Annotated in this window: 22 protein-coding genes; 2 read left to right on the top strand and 20 right to left on the bottom strand. The window is 64.8% G+C overall.

From position 1 onward, the window contains the following. Window positions 1-326: 326 nt before the first annotated feature. Complete coding sequence (locus tag ISP25_RS03455) at window positions 327-851, top strand: PepSY domain-containing protein (RefSeq protein ID WP_404611673.1); 525 nt, start codon at window positions 327-329, stop codon at window positions 849-851. A 99-nt stretch (window positions 852-950) separates the two neighbouring features. Here the strand turns inward: ISP25_RS03455 and fabV are convergent, their stop codons facing one another. The 11 genes from fabV to ISP25_RS03400 all read right to left on the bottom strand — a co-directional run bounded on the left by fabV (window position 951) and on the right by ISP25_RS03400 (window position 11,652). Continuing rightward, a complete protein-coding gene (gene fabV, locus ISP25_RS03450; RefSeq protein ID WP_404611671.1) occupies window positions 951-2,153 on the bottom strand; it encodes an enoyl-ACP reductase FabV in 1,203 nt (400 codons plus the stop codon). A gap of 132 nt (window positions 2,154-2,285) precedes the next feature. Next, a complete protein-coding gene (locus ISP25_RS03445) occupies window positions 2,286-3,005 on the bottom strand; it encodes a copper homeostasis protein CutC (protein WP_404611670.1) in 720 nt (239 codons plus the stop codon). After that, a complete protein-coding gene (locus tag ISP25_RS03440) occupies window positions 3,002-3,997 on the bottom strand; it encodes a N(4)-(beta-N-acetylglucosaminyl)-L-asparaginase (protein WP_404612072.1) in 996 nt (331 codons plus the stop codon). Before ISP25_RS03440 ends, ISP25_RS03445 begins: the two co-directional genes overlap by 4 nt. Before the next feature lie 321 nt (window positions 3,998-4,318). Then, window positions 4,319-4,525: a cold-shock protein gene (locus ISP25_RS03435; protein ID WP_049620931.1), complete on the bottom strand. Its 207-nt coding sequence runs from the start codon at window positions 4,523-4,525 to the stop codon at window positions 4,319-4,321. A 191-nt stretch (window positions 4,526-4,716) separates the two neighbouring features. Continuing rightward, a complete protein-coding gene (locus tag ISP25_RS03430) occupies window positions 4,717-5,469 on the bottom strand; it encodes an S-methyl-5'-thioinosine phosphorylase (RefSeq protein ID WP_192157614.1) in 753 nt (250 codons plus the stop codon). Continuing rightward, a complete protein-coding gene (locus ISP25_RS03425; protein WP_404611667.1) occupies window positions 5,466-6,008 on the bottom strand; it encodes an NADPH-dependent FMN reductase in 543 nt (180 codons plus the stop codon). The genes ISP25_RS03430 and ISP25_RS03425 overlap by 4 nt, the downstream gene beginning before the upstream one ends. Before the next feature lie 24 nt (window positions 6,009-6,032). Next, window positions 6,033-6,581 carry a hypoxanthine-guanine phosphoribosyltransferase gene (locus ISP25_RS03420; RefSeq protein WP_192157617.1) on the bottom strand — a complete coding sequence of 183 codons (549 nt, stop codon included), beginning with the start codon at window positions 6,579-6,581 and terminating at the stop codon, window positions 6,033-6,035. After that, entirely contained in the window at window positions 6,578-7,594 is a 1,017-nt protein-coding gene (gene nagZ, locus ISP25_RS03415; RefSeq protein ID WP_404611665.1) for a beta-N-acetylhexosaminidase, read from the bottom strand. The genes ISP25_RS03420 and nagZ overlap by 4 nt, the downstream gene beginning before the upstream one ends. Continuing rightward, on the bottom strand, window positions 7,594-8,118 hold the full coding sequence (locus tag ISP25_RS03410; RefSeq protein ID WP_404611663.1) for a CYTH domain-containing protein: 525 nt from the start codon (window positions 8,116-8,118) through the stop codon (window positions 7,594-7,596). Before ISP25_RS03410 ends, nagZ begins: the two co-directional genes overlap by 1 nt. A 112-nt stretch (window positions 8,119-8,230) precedes the next feature. Beyond that, complete coding sequence (rlmD, locus tag ISP25_RS03405) at window positions 8,231-9,574, bottom strand: 23S rRNA (uracil(1939)-C(5))-methyltransferase RlmD (RefSeq protein WP_404611661.1); 1,344 nt, start codon at window positions 9,572-9,574, stop codon at window positions 8,231-8,233. Between the two features lie 56 nt (window positions 9,575-9,630). Further along, the gene (locus ISP25_RS03400; RefSeq protein ID WP_404611659.1) at window positions 9,631-11,652 is read right to left on the bottom strand and encodes a hypothetical protein; all 2,022 of its coding nucleotides are present in this window, start codon (window positions 11,650-11,652) and stop codon (window positions 9,631-9,633) included. Between the two features lie 44 nt (window positions 11,653-11,696). Here ISP25_RS03400 and ISP25_RS03395 point away from each other — a divergent pair, with 44 nt between their 5' ends. After that, window positions 11,697-12,401: a response regulator gene (locus ISP25_RS03395; protein ID WP_404611657.1), complete on the top strand. Its 705-nt coding sequence runs from the start codon at window positions 11,697-11,699 to the stop codon at window positions 12,399-12,401. Window positions 12,402-12,403: 2 nt separating this feature from the next. On the opposite strand, the gene recO is transcribed toward ISP25_RS03395, so the two are convergent. The 9 genes from recO to rpoE all read right to left on the bottom strand — a co-directional run bounded on the left by recO (window position 12,404) and on the right by rpoE (window position 21,110). After that, the gene (recO, locus tag ISP25_RS03390) at window positions 12,404-13,114 is read right to left on the bottom strand and encodes a DNA repair protein RecO (RefSeq protein ID WP_404611655.1); all 711 of its coding nucleotides are present in this window, start codon (window positions 13,112-13,114) and stop codon (window positions 12,404-12,406) included. 16 nt (window positions 13,115-13,130) lie between these two features. Next, window positions 13,131-14,066 (bottom strand): GTPase Era, encoded by a 936-nt coding sequence (era, locus tag ISP25_RS03385; RefSeq protein ID WP_404611653.1) that lies wholly within the window; start codon window positions 14,064-14,066, stop codon window positions 13,131-13,133. 74 nt (window positions 14,067-14,140) lie between these two features. Further along, window positions 14,141-14,800, bottom strand: a complete 660-nt coding sequence (rnc, locus tag ISP25_RS03380) for a ribonuclease III (RefSeq protein WP_404611651.1) — start codon at window positions 14,798-14,800, stop codon at window positions 14,141-14,143. Between the two features lie 10 nt (window positions 14,801-14,810). Then, a complete protein-coding gene (locus ISP25_RS03375; protein ID WP_404611649.1) occupies window positions 14,811-15,194 on the bottom strand; it encodes a DUF4845 domain-containing protein in 384 nt (127 codons plus the stop codon). Between the two features lie 121 nt (window positions 15,195-15,315). Beyond that, entirely contained in the window at window positions 15,316-16,266 is a 951-nt protein-coding gene (gene lepB / locus ISP25_RS03370) for a signal peptidase I (RefSeq protein WP_404611647.1), read from the bottom strand. Between the two features lie 24 nt (window positions 16,267-16,290). After that, on the bottom strand, window positions 16,291-18,081 hold the full coding sequence (gene lepA, locus ISP25_RS03365; RefSeq protein WP_192157639.1) for a translation elongation factor 4: 1,791 nt from the start codon (window positions 18,079-18,081) through the stop codon (window positions 16,291-16,293). A gap of 125 nt (window positions 18,082-18,206) precedes the next feature. After that, window positions 18,207-19,691: a DegQ family serine endoprotease gene (locus ISP25_RS03360; protein WP_404611645.1), complete on the bottom strand. Its 1,485-nt coding sequence runs from the start codon at window positions 19,689-19,691 to the stop codon at window positions 18,207-18,209. A gap of 127 nt (window positions 19,692-19,818) precedes the next feature. Next, window positions 19,819-20,493, bottom strand: coding sequence for a sigma-E factor negative regulatory protein (locus ISP25_RS03355; protein ID WP_404611643.1), 675 nt, complete (start codon window positions 20,491-20,493; stop codon window positions 19,819-19,821). Further along, window positions 20,490-21,110 (bottom strand): RNA polymerase sigma factor RpoE, encoded by a 621-nt coding sequence (gene rpoE / locus ISP25_RS03350; RefSeq protein ID WP_192157645.1) that lies wholly within the window; start codon window positions 21,108-21,110, stop codon window positions 20,490-20,492. The genes ISP25_RS03355 and rpoE overlap by 4 nt, the downstream gene beginning before the upstream one ends. Window positions 21,111-21,158 lie beyond the last annotated feature (48 nt).

The following is a 21,158-nucleotide window of genomic DNA, read 5'->3' as shown; positions in this document are numbered from 1 at the left end:
GTCGCGACGTATTGCATCAATGCGATCGCATTGCTGGGGCTCTGCAAAGCCGCCCCCACCTGGGCTAGGGCACAACTACGTTGAAATGTGCCCCTCCCATCCGCCGCAGGCGTCCGATGCGTGACCGCCTCGCTGCGAACTAAATCCAGACCAACTGAACCGAAGCCGGCTTTCACCTCCCGTCCACGCTTTTATTCAGACCACCGTCTGGAATGCGATGGTCTCATTTGTTCTGTCAGAGCCGACAGACGGTCTATCCATCGCAAACACCGAACCGTGAGCTTTCCCTGCCGGCACGACCCTGCCCCATCATCAAGGAGTGCATCATGAGCAAACGCCTGCTTCCCCTGTTGATTGGACTGTCGATTGGCGGTGTCGCCTTCGCGCAAACCCAGCCTTCGCCAACGTCGCCGCCTACGCCAATGGCCGCGTCGTCCATGACCCACACCACCACGACCACCACCACAAGCACTTGGTCTACGCAGCCGCCCAATGGGGCCATGAGCGAGAACGCTATCAAGACCGCGATCGCCGATGCCGGCTACAAGGAAGTGAAAGACCTGGAATTCAAGGACGGTGTGTGGCGCAGCAAGGCTCGTGGCGGCAACAAGAAGTGGGTCAAGCTTGCGGTCGGCCCCGTTTCCGGCCGCGTCTATCCTACCGATGCACCGTCCAAGCTCGACGAAGACGAGGTCAGCGCCAAGCTGACTGCCGCCGGCTACCAGAACGTCAAGGACGTGAAGTTCGATCACGGCTTGTGGAGTGCAAAGGCGAAGTCCAATGATGGACATAGCGTCGAATTGCTGGCCGATCCCAATGACGGCAGCGTAGTCGCTCAGTCACACGGATGATCCGACACTTCGCACCTGACAGCGTTATGTCGGGCCGATAATTCCGGCGCACAAAAAAGCCCCGCTGTGCGGGGCTTTTTCATGAAGCGGAGCGGGCTCTTACATTTCCACGCAGTCGAAGCGGCGATCGGCATCCACCTCGGCGCCATAGTCCACGTCGTTGCGGTCGAAGCCGAAAAGCTTGAGAAACTCGTGCTTGTAGCCGTCGTAGTCCGTGACCTCGCGCAGCGTCTCGGTGGTAACGGTGGGCCAGAGCGCTTTGCAGGCATCCTGCACGTCCTCGCGCAGTTCCCAGTCGTCGAGGCGTACGCGACCATCGTCGTCAGTAGGCACCGCAGCCCCGTCGGCCCGGTAGAGACGATCATGGAACAGGCGGTTGATCTGTTCGATGCAACCTTCGTGGATACCCTTGCTCTTCATCACGCGGAAGGCGATGGAGACGTACAGGGGGATCACCGGGATCGCGGCACTGGCCTGGGTGACCACCGACTTCATCACGCCCACGCGGGCATCCAGCCCGGCATGGCCCCCGCGCAACGCCTTGGCGGTGTTGTCGAGGTGCTGCTTGGCCTGGCCCAGCGTGCCGTGCCAGTACATCGGCCAGGTGATCTCGGTGCCGATGTAGCTGTAGGCGATGGTCTTTGCATTCGGCGCCAGCACGCCAGCGTTGCCCAGCGCCTCGATCCACAGCGCCCAATCCTCGCCCCCCATCACGGTGACGGTGTCCTTGATCTCCTGCTCGGTGGCTGGCTCAACGCTGGCCTGGATCACCGTGTCCTTGTTGGTATCGACGGAGCTCGCCGTGAACGTGTCGCCAATCGTCTTGAGCGCGGAGCGCACCACCTCGCCGGAGTCCGGCAGCTTGCGCACAGGAGATGCCAGCGAATAGACGACGAGATCGATCTGGCCGCCCATCTCGTTCCTGATGATCTCGATGGCGCGTTCGCGGGTCGCGTTGGCGAAGGCGTCGCCGTTGATGGACTTCGCGTACAGGCCGGCGTTCTTGGCGAACTTGTCGAACGCCGCAGCGTTGTACCAGCCGGCAGTACCGGGCTTGTCCTCGCTGCTTGGCTTCTCGAAGAACACTCCCAGTGTGGCGGCACCATAACCGAAGGCGGCGGTGATGCGCGAAGCGAGGCCGTAGCCGGTGGAGGCTCCGATCACCAGCACGCGCTTCGGGCCCTTGCCGTCGTCATGGATGGCGGACTTGGTGGTGGCGATCTGCTCGGCCACGTTGAGCTCGCAACCGACCGGATGGGCCGTGACACAGATGAAGCCGCGCACTTTGGGTTTGATGATCACAGGAACTCGCTCCGCAAGGGAATTGCAAAGCGGCATCTTAGCGAAGGTGGGGCAACATGCGCTGCGGTAGGGAAATCGGCCCTGGTCTCGGCCCTTCCGAAGCCAGGCCACGACTCCCCCAGGCGAGAGAAGCTAAGGCTGCATCGCCCGCACCAAGGCGCGCACCTGCTCGACATCGCTGCGCAGCTCCCCGCCTTGCATGTCGCCGAGCCGTGGCGGCTGATGGCGCATGCCGGAAGGCAATTGCCGCTTGGCTGAGGCGTGGATTTCGTGCGCCCCGGTGGCCGCGGCGAGCGCGGCAATGTTGCGGTCGGTGACGCCCGCCCCGGGCATGATGCTGATGCGGCCGTGGGCCTGCGCGATCAACTCGCGTATCAGCGGAGCGCCTTCCATCGCGCTGGCCTGGCCGCCCGAAGTAAGCACGCGCTCGCAACCCAGGGCGATCACGTCGCCCAGCGCGCGATGCGGGTCGCTCGCGAGATCGAAGGCGCGATGGAAGGTAACGCCGATATGGCCCGCCGCAGCGATCAGGCCGTAGCAGCGCTCCATGTCCACGTCGCCATCGGCATCCAGAGCACCCAGCACCACGCCGTCGCAACCCAGCGCCACGCAGGTTTCGATGTCGCGGCGCATGGCCTCGCATTCGTCGTCGTCATAAAGGAAATCGCCGGCACGCGGCCGGATAAGCACGTACAGCGGGATGCGCACCCGCTCGCGCGCCATCGCGATGGTGGCGTGCGAAGGAGTAAGGCCGCCGAGCTCCAGCGCGGCGCACAGTTCCACCCGCCCTGCCCCGCCGGCCTGTGCAGCCAGCGCGGAGGCCACCGAATTGGCAGAGACTTCGAGGATCATGAGTAGCTCGTGGTATAGACGCTGGCCGAAGGCAGCAACGCGTCCTGCTTCTTTGCGTCGCACACGGCGTAGGTGAAGCCATGCTGGATCGCGTAGGCGCCCACTTCGCCCTCCTTGTTCATGGCGAGGAAGCCGACCTGCAGTGTCTTGGTGGCCTCAGGGCGGCGCTTGATGATGCGCATCACCGCCTCCTTGCAGGCCTCGGTAGGCGTGCGGCCCTGGCGCATCAGCTCCACCACCAGGAAGCTTCCAGCGTTGCGGATCACTTCTTCGCCAACGCCGGTGGACGTGGCACCGCCGACATCGCCGTCCACGTACAGGCCGGCACCGATAATTGGACTGTCACCGACGCGACCGCGCATCTTCCACGCCATGCCGCTGGTGGTGCAGGCACCAGCCAGCTTGCCGTGCGCGTCCAGCGCGAGCATGCCGATGGTGTCGTGGTTGTCCTTGCCGCCGGGCAGGCCGAGATTCGTCTTGCCGTAATCGCGCACTTCGCTGTTGATCGACGGCTCGTAGTGCGCCGTCTTCAGCCATTCGTGCCAGGCCTTTTCGGATTCGGGCGTGAGCAGATGCTCCTTCTTGAAGCCCTGCTCCAGCGCGAACTGCAGCGCGCCGTCGCCGACCAGCAACACGTGCGGCGTGCGCTCCATCACGCGCCGGGCCACCGAGATCGGATGGGCGATGTGTTCGATCGCGGCGACCGCGCCACAGTTGCCCTCGGCGTCCATGATGCTGGCATCGAGGCTGACGTGGCCGTCGCGATCCGGATAACCCGCGCGGCCCACGCTGTGGTTCTTGAGATCGGCCTCCGGGACGCGTACGCCGGTTTCGACCGCATCCAACGCATGGCCGCCCTGGCCCAGGACAGTCCACGCCGCCTGGTTCGCCGCCACGCCGAAATCCCAGGTGGAAGCCACGCGCACGATGCCGGGCTGGCCCGTGGCACCCGTTGCGCCCGAGGAAGCAGCCGCGGCAAGCGGCTTGGCCATCGCTAGCGCTGATGCGCCAAGCAAGGAAGTCTTGAGGAATTGTCGCCGGTCAGTCATGTCTATTCCTTCGTTTTTGCGATCGTCCATGGTCGCGGAGATCAAACGGACAGTCGTCCGTGGCTGCATTCTTATTTTTTGCGATCGTCATGGTGATGAGATCAAACGAGTAGCCGTCCGTGGCCGCTTTTTTCAAATCTGGCGATCGCGCCGCGGAAACCATGTGCGGTTGCCCATGGTCACACTTCTCAAAGCAAAAAGCCCCGCGCCTGGGCGCGGGGCTCGACTTCATTGCATGGCCGAAGCAAGGCCGGCCCATGGAGATCAACCCGCGATTTCGACGCCCGAAGCCTGGGCGCCTTTCGGGCCCTGAGTGACTTCGAACTTCACGCGCTGGCCTTCCTGCAGGCTGCGGAAGCCCTTGGAATTGATCGCCGAGAAATGGACGAACACGTCCTCCCCACCGTCCTCGGGCGCGATGAAACCGAAGCCCTTGGCGTCGTTGAACCACTTGACCGTACCGAAACGCATTGCTGGAACCTCTGGAAGCATGGACAGGATGCACCCGACCGAGCTCGAACCATCCCCCTGGCTCACCGTCCTGGTGCCTGGGAAGTATCCGCATGATCCGGGGCAAAGCGCAATATGCGCGGACCGATTCGCGGCTTGCCCGCACACTCCGCGCAAGATGCTGCGCAACGCGGTAATGCGCTAATGCGCGATCAGGCGCGCAGCATCGCCTCCAACAGGCGTGGCACTTCGGCGGTGGCGGCGGCGAGATGGGCGAAGATTTCCTCGATGCTGATTTCGGCCTCGTCGCCGCAACCGGCGGCGAAATTCGCCACCAGGGCGAGGCAGGCGTATTCCAGCGAGAGTTCGCGCGCCAGCGAGGCTTCGGGCATGCCGGTCATGCCGACCAGGTCGCAACCATCGCGCCGCATGCGCGCGATCTCGGCACGGGTTTCCAACCGTGGTCCTTGCGTGGCGCCGTAGCAGCCGCCATCGATTACCGCGATGCCGGTCTTGCGCGCGGCCTGCAGCAGGCGATGGCGCAGCGAAGCGGTGTACGGCTCGCTGAAATCGATGTGGTTCACCTCGGCTCCCTCGATGTCGCAGAAGCTGGTGTAGCGGCCATGGGTGTAGTCGATCAGCTGATCGGGCACCACGATGGCGCGCGGCCCCATGTCGGAACGGATACCGCCTACGGCGTTGACGCCGATCACCGCGCGCGCACCGAGCTGGTGCAGCGCCCAGAGATTGGCGCGGTAGTTCACCCGGTGCGGCGGCAGGCTGTGGCTCTCGCCGTGGCGCGCAAGGAAGGCCACGCGCTTACCCGCGAAATCACCCAGCACCACCTCACCCGAGGCCACACCGAACGGTGTCCCCACCGCATGCCGGCTGGTGTTTTCCAGGCCCGGAAACTTGTACAGGCCACTGCCGCCGATCACGGCCAGGTCAATCAGGTGGTTGCTCATGCGAAGGTTCCGAGGAAGTTGTGAAGGTGACGCGCCAGCAGTTCGCGGGTGCGCTCGTCCGCCAGCCGGCCATCGGCGATCTTGGTGTGCGCCTGGAATACCAGGACTTCGCCTTGCGGTTCGACCACAGCACCGGCACGGCGCAGCACCAGCCGCAACTGATCCTGCGCGCGCACCGTACCGGTGATGCCCGGGCTGGCCCCGAAGATGCAGGCACGCTTGCCTGCCAGCGGCGCGACCGTCCTGGCAATGCCTGGCCGCGAGACCCAGTCGATGGCGTTCTTCAGCACGCCGGTGATGCCGCCGTTGTATTCGGGGCAGGCCAGCAGCAACGCATCCGCTCGGGTCACCGCCTCCTTCAACGCGGCGACCGACGCGGGGTCACCCTGCTCCTCCACGTCCTGGTCGAACAGCGGCAAGCCGTGCAGGTCGTGGATGGCAAGGGTCGTGCCCACTGGCAGCAGTTCCTGCGCGGCATGCAACAGCGCCGTGTTGAACGAAGCCCGGCGCAGGCTGCCGGAGATGCCCAGAATGTTCATGCACGAGTTCCCAGGAAGTGCTGCTCAACGCAATGCGTAGATCGCCGGCAGATTGCGACCCTGCTCGTGGTAGTCCATGCCATAACCGAACACGTAGCGGTCGGGCAAGACCACGCCGTTGAAGTCGGAGGTGACGCCCTCAGCCAGGCGATCGTGATCCTTGCAGCACAGGCTGGCGATCAGCACGCGCCTGGCGCCGCGGTGCAGGCAGTCATCGCGCACGGCCTTCAGCGTATGGCCTTCGTCGAGGATGTCGTCCACCAGCAATACGGTACGACCGGCGAGATCCACCGTCGGCTCGCGCAGCCAATGCAGATCGCTACCGCTGGTCGCACCGCGGTAGCGGGTGGCATGCACGTAGTCGAATTCGAGATCCGTGCGTATCGTCAGCGCGAGCTGGCCGGCGAACATCAGGGCGCCGTTCATCACGGTAAGGAACACCGCGCGCTCGCCGTCCAGCGCGGCATCGATGCGTCGACCGAGCTCGGCGATCACGGTTTCCAGTTCGGCGCGCTCGAACAGCACGTCGGCGTTCGCCAGTGCATCTCTCAAGGATGGAAGCTTGTCGTTCATGCATTGGCCTGCGTGGCGTCCAGCGCCGTGATGCGCGCGACGAAGCGGTCGCGCTGCGGGTTGTCGGTGAGGCTGTCCCAACTGGCGCCGATGGCGCCGCGCAATGCCGCCAGCCGTTCGGGATGCGCAGGCACGCGGCGTGCGACGGCCGCGATGGCTTCGTCCACCACGTCGGGGAAACAGGTCAGCACGAGGTCGCAGCCAGCGTCCAGATGGCCATGCACTCGCTCGGCCACGCCACCAGCGACGCCCGCGGCAGCCATGCTGATGTCGTCGCTGATCGCCGCGCCGGCAAAACCCAGTTCGCCGCGCAGGATTTCGATGGTCCATTTGCGCGAATAGCCCGCCGGCTGGGCGTCCACAGCGGGATAGACCACGTGCGCCATCATCACCGCCTCCACCCGCGCGGCGATGCACTCGACGAACGGGCGCAGATCATCGCGGCGGATCAGTTCCAGCGGCCGCGCATCGACCGCCTGCGCCTTGTGCGTATCCACCGCGATCGAGCCATGGCCGGGGAAATGCTTGAGCACCGCGGCCATGCCAGCGAGATGCATGCCGCGCACGTAGGCCGCGGCGAGTTCGGCGGCCACGGCGGGATCGGCGTGGAAAGCACGCGCGCCGATGGCCGCGTTGCCACGCGCCAGGTCCGCCACCGGTGCGAAGCTGAAGTCGACGCCGCAGGCGCGCAACTCGCTGGCCATCACCCAGGCGTGCTCCTCGGCGAGACGCACCGCCTCGATGGGGTCGCAGTCGTATACCTCGCCGATGCGCGCCAGCGCCGGCAGGCGGGTGAAGCCCTCGCGGAAGCGCTGTACCGGGCCGCCCTCCTGATCCACCGCGACCAGCAGGTGCTCGCCGCCGATCTCGCGGATGGATTCACACAGGGCCATCAATTGCGCACGGTCGGCATAGTTGCGCGCGAACAGGATCACGCCCGCCACGCCAGGGGCACCAAGCCATGCGCGTTCACGCTCGGCGACTTCGAGTCCGGCCAGGCCGATCAGCAGCATCAGGCATTCGCTCCATCGTTGGCGTCGCGCTCGGCAGCCGTCCAGCGGACATACGGGTGCGCGATCAGGTTGACGTTGTAATAGCGCGCCAGTGCACTCACCTCGCGACCCAGCCATGAGGGTCGCGGGAATGGCGCATCCACCGACGGCAGTTCCACCTCGGCCACTACCAGGCCGGCATTGTCGCCCAGAAACTCGTCGATCTCGAACAGCACGCCTTCCACCGTGACGTGGTGGCGCCGTTTGCCCAGCACGCCATCGCACAAAGTCGCCAGCAGCGCATCGGCATCGCCGGGCGGAATAGCGTAATCGTATTCGGCGCGTTCGATGCCCAGTCGCGCGGCCTTGATGTTGAGCCACGCTTCGTCGCCCGCGCGGCGCACGCGCACCGAACCGCGCGCGTTCCCTGCCGCAAGCGCTGCCGCACCGACCAGATAGCCCTGTGCAATGTGCTCGCTGTACGAAACCTGCGCACGCCAGCCGTCGTCGCGCAGGAGGAATTTGCGTTCGATCTCTATACCCATGGTTCGGCGCCAGCAGTCTGCAGAATCCCACTCACAAGGTGCGGCGTTGGCAAGGGTGCGGCCATGGATCGCCGCCGCCCGATCTTCGCATGCATGGACAAAAGCACGGGCATCACCTCTCGAACACGGCGATGGATTCGACATGCGCCGTATGCGGAAACATGTCCATCACTCCGGCTGCGCTGAGCTTGAAGCCGTGCTGATTGACCAGAATGCCGGCATCGCGTGCCAGCGAAGCGGGATGGCAGGAAACATAGACGATGCGCCGCGTGGCCTTGTGCGGCAGGTAGGCCAACACCTGGTCGGCGCCGGCGCGTGGCGGATCGAGCAACAGCTTGTCCCAAGGCTGGCACGCCCAGTCTGTACCGCGCTGGTCCTCGAACAGGTTGGCGACGTGGAAGCCCGCGTTGGCGATGCCATTGCGCCGGGCGTTTTCGCCCGCTCGCTCGACCAGGCCGTGTTCGCCTTCCACACCCGCCACCTCGGCCACCCGGCGCGCGATGGGCAGGGTGAAGTTGCCCAGGCCGCAGAACAGGTCGAGCACGCGGTCGGTGGGCTGCGGATCGAGCAATTCCATCGCGCGCGCCATCATGCGCCGGTTCATGCCGGCATTGACCTGTACGAAATCCAGGGGCCGGAATTCCAGTTCCACATCTTCCGCGCCGCCACCCGGCGACAGCTTGAACGCCAGCCTGGGCGCCTCCGGCCACAACGGATGCACGCTGCTCACGCCACCTGGCTGCAGATAGATGGCAAAGCCGTGCTGCTGGCCGAAGGCGATGAGTGCGGCGCGGTCGCCATCGCTCAATGGCTGCAGGTGGCGGAACACCAGCGCCACGGTGTCGTCGCCGGCGGCGAATTCGATCTGCGCGATGTCGGCAGCGGCGTCCAGTGAACCGACCAGCTCACCGAGCAGTTCGATCTTCGTACCCAACGCAGGATGCACCACGTCGCAATGACGGATATCGGCCACATAGCGCGGGTTGGCCTCCTCGCGGAACCCGACCAGCACACGTCCCTTCTTCGCCACGGCCCGCACGGAAAGACGGCCTTTGCGGCGATAACCCCAGGGTTCGTCCACCAAGGGTGGAAGCCAACCGGATGGCTCAACCTTGCCGATGCGCGCGAAGTTGTCGGCCAGCACGCGCTGCTTGGCGATGATCTGCGCGGCCGCATCCAGGTGTTGCAGCGAGCAGCCGCCGCACACGCCGAAGTGGGGGCATTTCGGTTCGACCCGATGTGGCGAGGCCATGAGAACCTCGACCGCCTCTGCCTCGTCGAAATGGCGATGGCGCTTACGGATGCGCAACCGCACCCTCTCGCCTTCGAGCGCACCGGCGACGAATACCGCCTTGCCATCGATGCGGGCCACCCCACGGCCATCGTGGGCGAGGTCGGCGATGTCGGCTTCAATCTCCGCGACGGGCGCGCGGGAACGGGAGTTGGATCGGGACATGTCTGCGAGGTTTCAACACGGCAGGAGCAGACCGGGCATTATCGCCGATTCGAGGGTCAGTGAGCCGTCGGCGCACGGCTGCTTGCGGCTTCGTGCAGGCGTCGCTGCAAGGTGGGCCAATCCACCTTGGTCTGGCGGCCGAGCAACTGCAAGTGCGGCAAGCCACTGCCATCGATGATGGTGTAACCGTCCTCCTCGTTCGCCAACCCGCCCATCAGACAGACTCCGCTTTGCAACGTGCAAGCCAGGCCGATGCGTTTGTAGCTGAAGTTTCTGAACAGTTTCAGCATTGCACCCTGCAGACCGTTGGCCACGCCGCCGCCGCTCAAAGCGGCGAGGTTGTTCACCGCGCGCTGACTGATGCGTCCGCCGCCGTCGGCCAGCAGCGATGCCTTGAATGTGACGGGATGCCAGTCCACCAGGCGCAGGTCATCGACGGCACCATGCAGTCGCCCGGTTATGGCGCCGATGTCGAACACGCTGGTGAACGCCGCCAGATCGAGCTGGTCGAACTTGAAGTCGCCGGCCAGCACCGGCGCGTCGCCAAACGGCTGCTGCAATGAAAGATGCGTAGCTTCCACGGTGCCGCCGAACACGCCTGCCACGAGGCTGCCATCCAGCTCCAGGCGATCATTGGCCCAGCGCAGCGAAGGAAAGGTACCGGCTAGCGTGCCTGGGATGATCGGCCAATCCAGCATGCGGCTGAGGTCTGCCATGTCCACGCCGGCGACGGCAAGGCTGGCAATGATGCGCTGTCCCCTTGCCGGCGCTGGACGCCAATCCAGGCTGGTCAACCGCACCTCGCCCTTCAGCATGGGCATGGCGAGCGGCTGCGACAGGATCAGGCTGCCACCGCGATCCCGCCAGTGCGATGTCGCGGCGGCCACGGAAATTCGACGGAGCTGCAGTCCTTGCCAGGCCAGCGTAGTGGCGGGGCGATCGTCTTGCGACGACCAGTCCAGGCCGCCATGCAGTCCGCTCACTGCAAAACGCCCTTCGCCATCGGCCAAGTCGAGCCCGTCGGTATCGAATGCGAAGGCATGCAGACCGTCGCTGCGCCAGTCGATGCTGCCGGCGACGCGCCCGGCGATGCGCGCGTCGCGCAGGCCCAGCGTGGCCAGCCAAGCCTGACCATAGCGCTGGCTGGCCAGCGGGAAATTCGCCTGGAAACGATTCAGTTGCAGTTTCTGCAGCTTGCCCCTGGCATCGAACGCCATCGCACCATCGAGCTGCAGTGCATCCATATCGTCGATATAGAGCTTCTGCAATTCGACTGTACCCTGGCGGGTGCGCACATCCACATCCAATTGCACCGGATGCGCTGGCAGCTTCGCGTAGAACGGGCCCAGCAGCAGCTCGCCCCCCTCCAGGTTGCACTGAACGTTTACCCTGCGGCCATCCGCACTGTTGTCGAAACCAAAGCGCCCGCTGCCGGCCACACCCTGCCCTGCCATCGCGTTGCTAGGCGTGTCGAAGCCCACGGCATCCAGCGTGAACTGGCCGGACGACTGCACGCTTGCATCCTCCACATCCAGCGCAAGGTCGGCATCCACGTGACCGCTGGTGAGTCGCGCCGGCCACAAGCGCCCCAACACACCTTGCAACCAGCCGGCGGGCAACTGGTGCAGGCTGATCTTTGCGTGGCTGGGCTGGTCCAGCGGCAGCCATGCGTTGGCCAGTGCTTTGTCCTGCTGCACTTCGACCTGCATGGTGTCGGCGTCGGGATCCAACACCCAAGTCAGCTGCGCATCGGCCAACGCGCCGCCAGGCGCTCCACGCAGTTGCACCCGGCCGTCGAACACCCAACGTAATTGCGCATCGCGTTGCAGACGACCTTCGAGATGCAGACCCACGTGGCGCCAACCCATCGCGGCAACGTCGGCTTGGCTCGCCTGCAATTGCAGATGCAGGCCGCCGGCTGGGTCCTCGCCGAGTTGCGCGTTCACGTCCTGCAGGCGAAGGCCCGGCAGATCGATCTGCTTAGCGGCGACCGTGACGTCAGCACGCGCGGTCGGCAGCAGGCCCAGGCCGAGCAGCAGGAACAGGCACAACAGCAGGTGGCTTGAAGTCGCACGCATGTCCGTCCATTCTGCCAAACAACAGCTGAACCAAGGAGACGGTCATGCCGGCCCAACCCGCCGATCTCTCGCCACGCGTGCTGGTGGCCGACGACGATGCGGCCAGCCGCCGCTTCCTGTGCGATGGCCTGCATTCGCTGGGCGCCGAGGCCTGGGAGTGTGTCGACGGCACGCAAGCCTTGCAATTGGCCCGAGAGCAGGCATTCGACCTGCTGCTGCTCGATTGCCGCATGCCCGGTGCAGGTGCACGCGAGGTGCTGGCGGCACTGCACGCGAACGGTGGCGCCTCCGCCAGTTGCCTTGCCGTCGCCAGTTCCGCCGAGCTGGGCATCGCCGAACGGCGCGAACTGCTGGCCGGCGGCTTTCACGAGGTGCTGCGCAAGCCCTGTGGCATCGCCGAGCTGCAGCGCCTGCTGGCCCTGTTGCCTGGCACCGTTCCCGTGCTGGACAACGAAGCAGCGTTGCGTGCCAGTGGCGATGCCGCCACCATGCAGGCGCTGCGCAGTCTGCTGCGCGATGAACTCGCTCAACTGCACTGCGACCTGGGTCAGGTCGGCCGGGATGACTCGGCGCTGGGCGATCGTCTGCACCGGTTGCGCTCGTCCTGCGGCTTCTGCGGCGCCACTGCACTGGCGATCGAGGCGGAACACCTGCAACGGCGGCTCCGCGAATCCCCTTCTGCGCCCCTCAAGGCTATCGAACAGTTCCGCACCGCCTTGCAGGTCACATTGCAGGCACTGGATATTTGACCTCAGCGTTGCGGTTGCACGCCGGCCAGCACCCGCCAGGCGCGCAACTCGCCACCGCCGAGGTGGTAGCGGATCACCTCGCGCATCAGGTGGCGCAAGGCAGCCATCCCTGCGCGATCCGGCATGCGGTCATCAGCCAGTGCCTGCAAGTCGGCACCACGCACGGCGTGAGGCGTTCCCGGGGTGCAACGCAGCGCTCCCTGTTCGACGTCGTAACGGTAATGCGCCTGCACCTGCAGAGTGCTCTCGCCATCAGCCTCGTGCTGCAACTGCAATCCGTAGCCGATGGCTTCCAGCAGGTCGCGCTCGAAACGGCGCAGCGTCCATGCCACCGGTTCACCGGCAGCCAGCCGCGTCAGTGTCCGCGCATAGGCGTCGAACAGCACCGGCTGTGCGTCCTGCCGTGCGGTGAGCCGCACCACCAGCTCGTTGAGGTAGAGCCCGGCAAAACCATGGTCGCCAGCCAGCCGCAACGGCATGCCCACCACTTCGGCGCCGGCCAGCGTGGACAACTCGCCGCGCAGCACCAGATCCAGTGCCAGAGTCTGGAACGGTTCCAACTGCGAACGGCGCAGGCGCGCCCGCTCGCCACGTGCCCCGCGCGCAACCACGCCCAGCCGGCCATGGTCCCGCGTCAGGCATTCGAGCAGCAGCGATGTTTCGCGGTAAGGCCGCGCATGCAACACATATGCGGGTTGCTGGTCGAGGCGCATCGCAGCCTGGCATGCCTCAGTCGGTGTAGCCGAACTTCTTCAGCATCGCCTCGTCGTCGACCCAGCCCTCGCGCACCTTCACCCACAGCTTGAGGAAGACCTTGCGCTCGAACAGGCGCTCCATGTGGCGGCGCGCGGCCGTGCCGATCGCCTTGAGCTGGGCACCCCCCTGGCCGATCACGATGGCCTTTTGGCCATCGCGTTCCACCCAGATCACGGCGTGGATTTCGGCGATGCCATCAGGGCGGTCGTTGAACTGCTCGATTTCCACCGTGGTGGCGTAAGGCAGTTCTTGGTCGAGCCGCAGCATCAACTGCTCGCGCACCATCTCCGCAGCAAGGAAACGCTCGCTGCGGTCGGTGATCTCGTCTTCGCCGTAAACCGGTGCACGCACCGGCAGGCGGCCGAGGATGGCGCGCTCCAGCTCAGCCAGGCCCTTCTTCTTCAATGCACTGACGTAGTGGATCTCGTCGTAGACATGGCTCTCGCTGAGCGAGGCCACGAATGGCAGCAGGGCGCCCTTGTCCTTGCTCAAGTCCACCTTGTTGATGACCAGGATACGCGGCGCCTTCTGTTCGGTGAGTGCGGCATACAGCGCCTCGTCCTCGTCGGTCCAGCGGCCGGCCTCGATCACCTGCACCACCAGATCCACATCGCTGATCGCCGCCCGTGCGGCACGGTTGAGGCTGCGGTTCATCGCCCGTTTGGCGCCGCGATGCAGGCCAGGCGTATCGACATAAAGGATCTGCCCCGCCTCGCTGCTGGCAATGCCAAGGATGCGATGGCGCGTGGTCTGCGGACGCGGGCTGACGATGGAGAGGCGGAAGCCGATCATCGCGTTGAGCAGGGTCGACTTGCCCACGTTTGGCCGGCCGGCGAGCGCGACCAGGCCACAGCGATAGTCGTCGTGTGGCAGCGCGGCGTCAGCTTCGGTTTCGAGGGTGTGATCCATGGATGACGACTACTGAAAGGAATGCAGGCATTGTAGTGCGCCTGACGGTGATCTAGGCGGCACGCGCCGCATGTTCAGGTGTTGCGCGCCTGCGCGGTCAGTCGAGCCAGCACGATCTCCGCGGCGTCCTGCTCCGCCTGGCGGCGATTGGAGCCACTGGCTTCGGCGCTATGCACTTGCGGCTCGCTCACCGTACAGCGCACGTCGAAGGTCTTGGCGTGGTCCTCGCCATGGCTGTCGATCAATTCGTACTGCGGCAACGCATGGCCATGGCCTTGCAACCATTCCTGCAAGCGTGTCTTGGCGTCCTTGGAAGAACGCGGCAATGCGCCGACGCGCTCGCCAAACAGTTCGCGTACCACCTGTCGGCACGCCTCAAGGCCGCCATCGAGGAAAACTGCCGCCAGCGAGGCTTCGAATGCATCGGCCAGGATGGAGTCGCGACGGAAACCACCGCTCTTCAATTCACCGGGGCCGAGCGTCAGCGCATTGCCCAGCTCGAGTTTTCGCGCGATTTCCGCCAATGCCTGGCCGTTGACCAGCTGCGCGCGAAGACGCGACAACTCGCCTTCGCTGGCTTTGGGATGCGCCTCGTAAAGCATCTCGGCGACAAAGGCGCCGAGCAGCGCGTCGCCGAGGAACTCCATGCGCTCGTTGTTCGGCTTGCCGACGCTGCGATGGGTCAGCGCCAGCGCGGCAAGCGCGGGGTCTCGGAAACGATAGTTCAGGGGCAAGCGAATCGGCTCACTGGTTCACGTTACCCTGCAGTGGCACACTTTTCTGGAAGTGCAGCAGGAAATCGATGTTGTACAGGAACGGAATGTCCTTGTCGTAGGACACGTTCAGCGAATTGGTACCGCCGTTATTGCGACTGATCGTGATATCGGTCGGCTTGATGGTGGCGTCATTCACATATTGGAAATCCATCCGACGAAGCAGTTCGCGACGAATCTCGTCCAGCGACTGGCCACTGGTACCGGAGCTGGCTATGCCGCTCATCGCCTTCACCACCCCGCCGTATTCGGTGTAGGCAGGCACCAGCTTCATCGCCATGTAGCCGAAGAAACCCACCACCAACAGGATCATCAGAAACCCGATAAGGGTCACACCCGACTGTTTCGTTTTCATAGTCCCCTCGCCATGCGGCCAGCCAGGCCGATTGTGGATGCGTGCGACGGCCGCACCCCACGCAGCCGCTCGTGGCGATTATGCCAGCGGTGGAGCGCCTTGCACGTGCTGTCGCATCACATCAATGGATGATCCTGCCAATGCGATGGAAATCCACACCGCCGGTGCCCCAGCCCTTCCAGCTCATCCAGATCATGAAGGCCTTGCCCGCCAGGTTCTTCTCCGGCAGGCAGCCCCACCAACGGCTGTCGGTGCTGTTGTTGCGGTTGTCGCCCATCACCAGGTAGCAGCCCGGCGGCACCTTGGACGGCACCACCGGGTTCGGGATCGAGTTGGGCGTGGTATAGGCCGGCATGCGCGCGATGGTGTGGTTGACCACTTTGCCGTCCTCGCGCACCAGGTGTTCGGTCCAGACCGTGGCGCCCATGTCCAGCATCAGCCGGTCTTCGTCGCGCTGCGGGTTGCCCACGAAGGGGCCGATTTCATCGGCCTGCACCGGTTTGCCGTTGACGAGCAGGTCGGAACCCTGGACTTCCAGCGTGTCGCCGGGCAGGCCGATCACGCGTTTGATCCAGTTCTGGTTCTGCACCGGCAGCATCGTGCTCGGGCAACTTTGCTCCGAGCCGACAGCCGGCGAGCCATTGCCTTCGTCGCCTCCGACGCGAATCAGCGAACCATCCGGCCGGCGGCACAGGTAACCCGGGAACCGGAATACCACCACATCGCCGCGCTTGGGCTCGCCAAGGTCGAGGAACTTGGTGTTGAACGCGGGCATGCGCAGGCCATAGGCGAACTTGTTGACCAGGATGAAATCGCCTACGTCCAGCGTCGGCATCATCGAGCCGGAGGGGATGCGGAACGGCTCGGCCACGAAGGAACGCAGCAGCAACACCACCAGCACCACCGGGAACAACGAACGCGCCCAGTCCACCGCTACCGGATCGACGTACTCGCTGCCCGTCGCGTCCAGTCTTGCCTTGCGCTTCTTGTAGAAGAACAGCCGGTCCAGTCCCCACACCACACCGAACAATACGGTGAGGGCCAGCAGGATGGCGGAAAAGTCGAATTCCATGCTTGCTCCTGAGAGTGCCGCTTCTTATTTGTCTGTACGCAACACGGCGAGGAAGGCTTCCTGCGGAATCTCCACCCGGCCGACCTGCTTCATGCGCTTCTTGCCTTCTTTCTGCTTTTCCAGGAGCTTCTTCTTGCGGCTGACGTCGCCGCCGTAGCACTTGGCAAGCACGTTCTTGCGCAACGCTTTCACCGTCGAGCGCGCAATGATCTGCGCGCCGATCGCCGCCTGGATCGCCACATCGAACTGCTGGCGCGGGATCAGATCCTTCATGCGCTCCACCAGCTCGCGACCGCGGCGATCCGCATGCGTACGGTGCACGATCAGCGAAAGCGCGTCCACGCGGTCGCCGTTGATCAGCACGTCCACGCGCGCGAAGGGACCGGCGTCGAAGCGCTCGAAGTGGTAATCCATCGAGGCATAGCCGCGCGACACGGACTTCAGGCGGTCGAAGAAGTCCAGCACCACCTCGGCCAGCGGCAGCTCGTAGGTGATCTGCACCTGGGTGGCCAGGTACTGGATCGAGCGCTGCACGCCGCGCTTCTCCTCGCACAGTGTGATGATGTTGCCGATGTAGTCCGGCGGGGTGAGGATGCTGGCCACGATGATCGGCTCGCGGATCTCGTCGATCTGCGGCACCGGCGGCAGCTTGGCCGGATTGTCCAGCGCCAGCACCGTACCGTCGGTCTTCAGCACCTCGTACACCACGGTGGGCGCGGTGGTGATGAGGTTGAGGTCGTACTCACGCTCCAGCCGTTCCTGCACGATTTCCATGTGCAGCATGCCGAGGAAGCCGCAGCGGAAACCGAAGCCCATCGCCTCGGAGCTTTCCGGCTCGAAGAACAGCGCGGCGTCATTGAGGCGCAGCTTGTCCAGCGCTTCGCGCATGGCTGGAAAGTCGTCCGCCGAGACGGGGAACAGGCCGGCAAACACGCGCGGCTGCATGGTCTGGAAGCCGGGCAACGGTTCGGAAGCAGGCTTGCCAGCATGCGTAAGCGTGTCGCCAACCGGCGCGCCATGCACGTCCTTGATCGAGGCGTTGATCCAACCCACCTCGCCCGCCGCAAGCTTGTCCAGCTTCTTGCGCTTGGGCGTGAACACGCCCACGTCATCCACTTCGTGCACGCGGCCGGTGGACATCACCAGCAGCTTGTCGCCCGGCTTGATCTCGCCTTGCATCACGCGCACCAGCGACACCACGCCGAGGTAGTTGTCGAACCACGAGTCGATGATCAGCGCCTGCAGCTTGTCGGTGTCGCGCGGCTTCGGTGGCGGGATGCGCGCCACGATGGCTTCCAGCACCTCGGTCACGTTGAGGCCGGTCTTGGCGCTGATCGCCACCGCGTCGATGGCATCGATGCCGATCACCGCCTCGATCTCGCCTTTCACCTTGTCGATGTCGGCAGTGGGCAGGTCGATCTTGTTGAGAACAGGCACCACTTCCAGCCCCATCTCCACCGCCGTGTAGCAGTTGGCGACGGACTGCGCCTCCACGCCCTGTGCGGCGTCCACCACCAGCAGCGCGCCTTCGCAGGCGGCCAGCGAACGGCTCACCTCGTAGCTGAAATCCACATGGCCGGGGGTGTCGATGAAGTTGAGCTGGTAGGTCTTGCCGTCGCGAGCCTTGTACGGCAGCGACACCGACTGTGCCTTGATCGTGATGCCACGCTCGCGTTCGATCGGGTTGTTGTCGAGCACCTGCGCTTCCATCTCGCGCTCGGCCAGGCCACCGCAGATCTGGATGATGCGATCCGCCAGCGTGGACTTGCCGTGGTCGATGTGGGCGATGATGGAGAAATTGCGGATCAGTTCCATGGAGCGCGGACAGCCAGCCTTACCTTGGGGATGCCGCCGGTAGGGCGACATGAACCCCCTATTGTCGCATGGAACCGTGGTGGTGCGAGGCGCACCGGCCGATCAAGCCGGCGCGCGCGCCACCCTCACTTGCCGCCCGGCACTGTCAGGCCGATGAAGCCGTTCTGGCCATTGCGGCGCACCAGCAGCAGCACGGTGGAATCGGCCTTCACGTCCTTGGTGGCGGCCCGGAACGCCTCTACGCTGCCTACCGGCTGCTGATTCACCATCAGGATCACGTCGCCCGGCTGCAGGCCGGCCTGCGCTGCCAGATCGCCCGTGACATCGCCCACCAACACGCCCTGCCCAGGTTTCAGGCCAGCCTGCTTGCGTGTGGCATCGTCCAACGACTGTACGGTGATGCCCAGCATGCTGGAGCCGCTGCTGCCTGGATTTGGCGCGGCGCCGCTGCTGTCTACCGAATCCTTGTCACGCGCCATCGCACCGACGGTGACCTGCACGGTCTTCCTGCTGCCGTTGCGCAGGATCTCCAAGGGCACCCGGGTGCCCGGCTTGGTCATGGCGACCAGCGGCGGCAAATCCGCAGGATCGTGGATGGCCTGCCCGTTGTAATTAAGGATGATGTCACCGTTCTGGATACCCGCCTTGTCGGCACTGCCGCCAGAGGTGACATCCGCCACCGCTGCGCCGGAGGCATCCGGCAATTTGTAGGCTTTCTCCATGTCGTCACTCACCGCCGACACCTGCACGCCGAGCTGGCCGCGTGTCACGTACCCCTTGGTCTTGAGCTGATCCACCGCACTCATCGCAACGTCGATGGGGATGGAGAACGCCACGCCCTGGTATCCCCCCGTGCTGGAGTAGATCTGCGAATTGACACCCACTACCTGGCCCTGCAGGTTGAACAGCGGACCGCCGGAATTACCTCGGTTGATCGGTACGTCGGTCTGAATGAAAGAGGTGTAGGGTTGGTCCTGGCTGCCCAGGTTGCGGCCCACCGCGCTCACGATGCCCTGGGTCACGGTGTAGTCGAAGCCGAACGGCGAGCCCATCGCCAAGACCCATTGGCCGGGCTTGAGGCTGCGCGAATCGCCGATGCTCACCGTGGGCAGACTGCTGCTCGTGTTCACCTTGAGCAGGGCAATGTCGTAAGTGGCATCGGTACCCACCACTTTGGCGTCGAGAATGCGCCGGTCCTGCAGGCGCACGATCACCTTGTCCGCGTCGGCAACGACGTGATTGTTGGTAAGGATGTAGCCATCGCCGGAAATGATGAAACCGGAACCCAGCGACGTGTGCGCCTGCTCCGCCGGCGACGGCATCATCGGCATGCCGAAGAAGCGGCGAAGGATCTCGGCCTGCGGGTCGTCCGGCATGCCGCCCTGCCCCTGCCGGCCACGCACGCTTGGCTTGTCGTGGCCATCGTACTTCGCCTCCACCTGCACCACGGCAGGCGCGTTCTTCTGCACGATGCCCGTGAAATCGGGCAGCGACAAAGCCGTGGACGGGGCAGACTGGGCCGGCGCATCAGGCACGACAAAGGCCGTGCCGGCCAAGGCGCAACACAGCAGTATGCTCAAGCGGGTGCTGCGCAGGATGGACGAATGCATGACTCCTCCTTTGGTTGAACTCGGGCAATGGAACAGGCATGCCTCACCCGCGACCCGGATCGGGCCGTGTGTGGGTGAAGACATTTGGAACGGCGATCCGACTGCGCAGCGGACACGCGGACCGGCCTTACTGCGCGCTGACGGTACCCTGGCGCAGGGCATTCGGCGCCGGCTGCTGGGCCGGATCGAGCAGGATCAGGTAACTGCCATCGTGGTTATCCAGCGTGCGGTAGCGTTGCACGGGAAATGGCGAAGCGTTGCTGCCGTAAGGCGAGAAACGGGAACTGGCCGGCGCACCCAAGGTGGCCGAGGCCTGCTGGCTGAGTAGGCCAGGTGTGTTGCCGCTCAACCACTGCGGTACCACCGCTACCTCGGGCTGTGGCGCCGTGGTCGGCAGGCTGTGCGCCGGGGCACCAGCCGTAGCCCGGGCAGTGAGCGGGGCCGCATGCCGATCAGCATTGCCGGCAGGCTGGGAAACCATCAACGCCGCGGCGGCCACACCGGCGGCAATGGCGCCACCAGCCGACCACCGCAACCAACGATGATGTCGCGGTGCCGCAACCGCGACTGCCACGGAATCTTGCTCGATAGCCAACATCACCCGCGAGGCGAAGCCTGATCCGGCCAGTGGCGGCAACTGCCGGCGCAAGCCGTCGCGAACCACGTGATAGCTAACCCAAGTGCGCTGCAGCTCGATGTCGTGGTCAAGCCGGCGCAGCAGGAAGCGCAGTTCCTCGTGCGCCAGCTCGCCATCGATGCCGGCCGAAAGATGTTCACGCGCGTGCTGGTCAGGCTGGTTCATGTCGTTTCCTCGCCACCCGTCAACAACGGGCGCAATTTTTCGTCGATCGCCTCACGGGCCCGGAAGATGCGCGAACGCACCGTGCCGATGGGGCAGCCCATTTGTTCGGCAATTTCCTCGTAACTCAAGCCGTCCACCTCGCGCAGCGTAATGGCCACCCGCAGTTCCTCGGGCAGGGCTTGGACAGTGGAAAATACCGAACGTTCAATTTCCTGCCGCATCAATTCGCGTTCAGGGGTGGCGCTGTCGTGCATGCGTTCGGCACCGCTCAGGAACACGGCCTCCTCGGCATCGATATCGTCGGTGGGCGGCCGACGGCCCATCGCCACCAGATGGTTCTTGGCCGTATTCACCGCGATCTTGTAGAGCCAGGTGTAGAACGCGCTGTCGCCACGGAACGAGCCGATCGCCCGCCAAGCGCGTATGAAGGACTCCTGGGCGATGTCCTCGCATTCGGCATGGCTCTTCACATAACGCGAAACCAGCCCCACCACCTTGTGCTGGTATTTGCGCACCAGCAGGTCGAAAGCACGCTTGTCGCCGCCCTGCACGCGTTCGACCAGAGCCCGATCCACTTCGTTTTCGCCCGTACGGGCCGTTTCCGTCGTCAATGCCATGTCCCGCTGCGAAGCCTATGCCAGATCGAGCGCGCTGTCAGACAGGAA

Source organism: Rhodanobacter hydrolyticus, from assembly GCF_044904645.1.
Note: the sequence above shows the minus strand (reverse complement) of the source record. Positions and strands in the feature narration are given on the sequence as shown.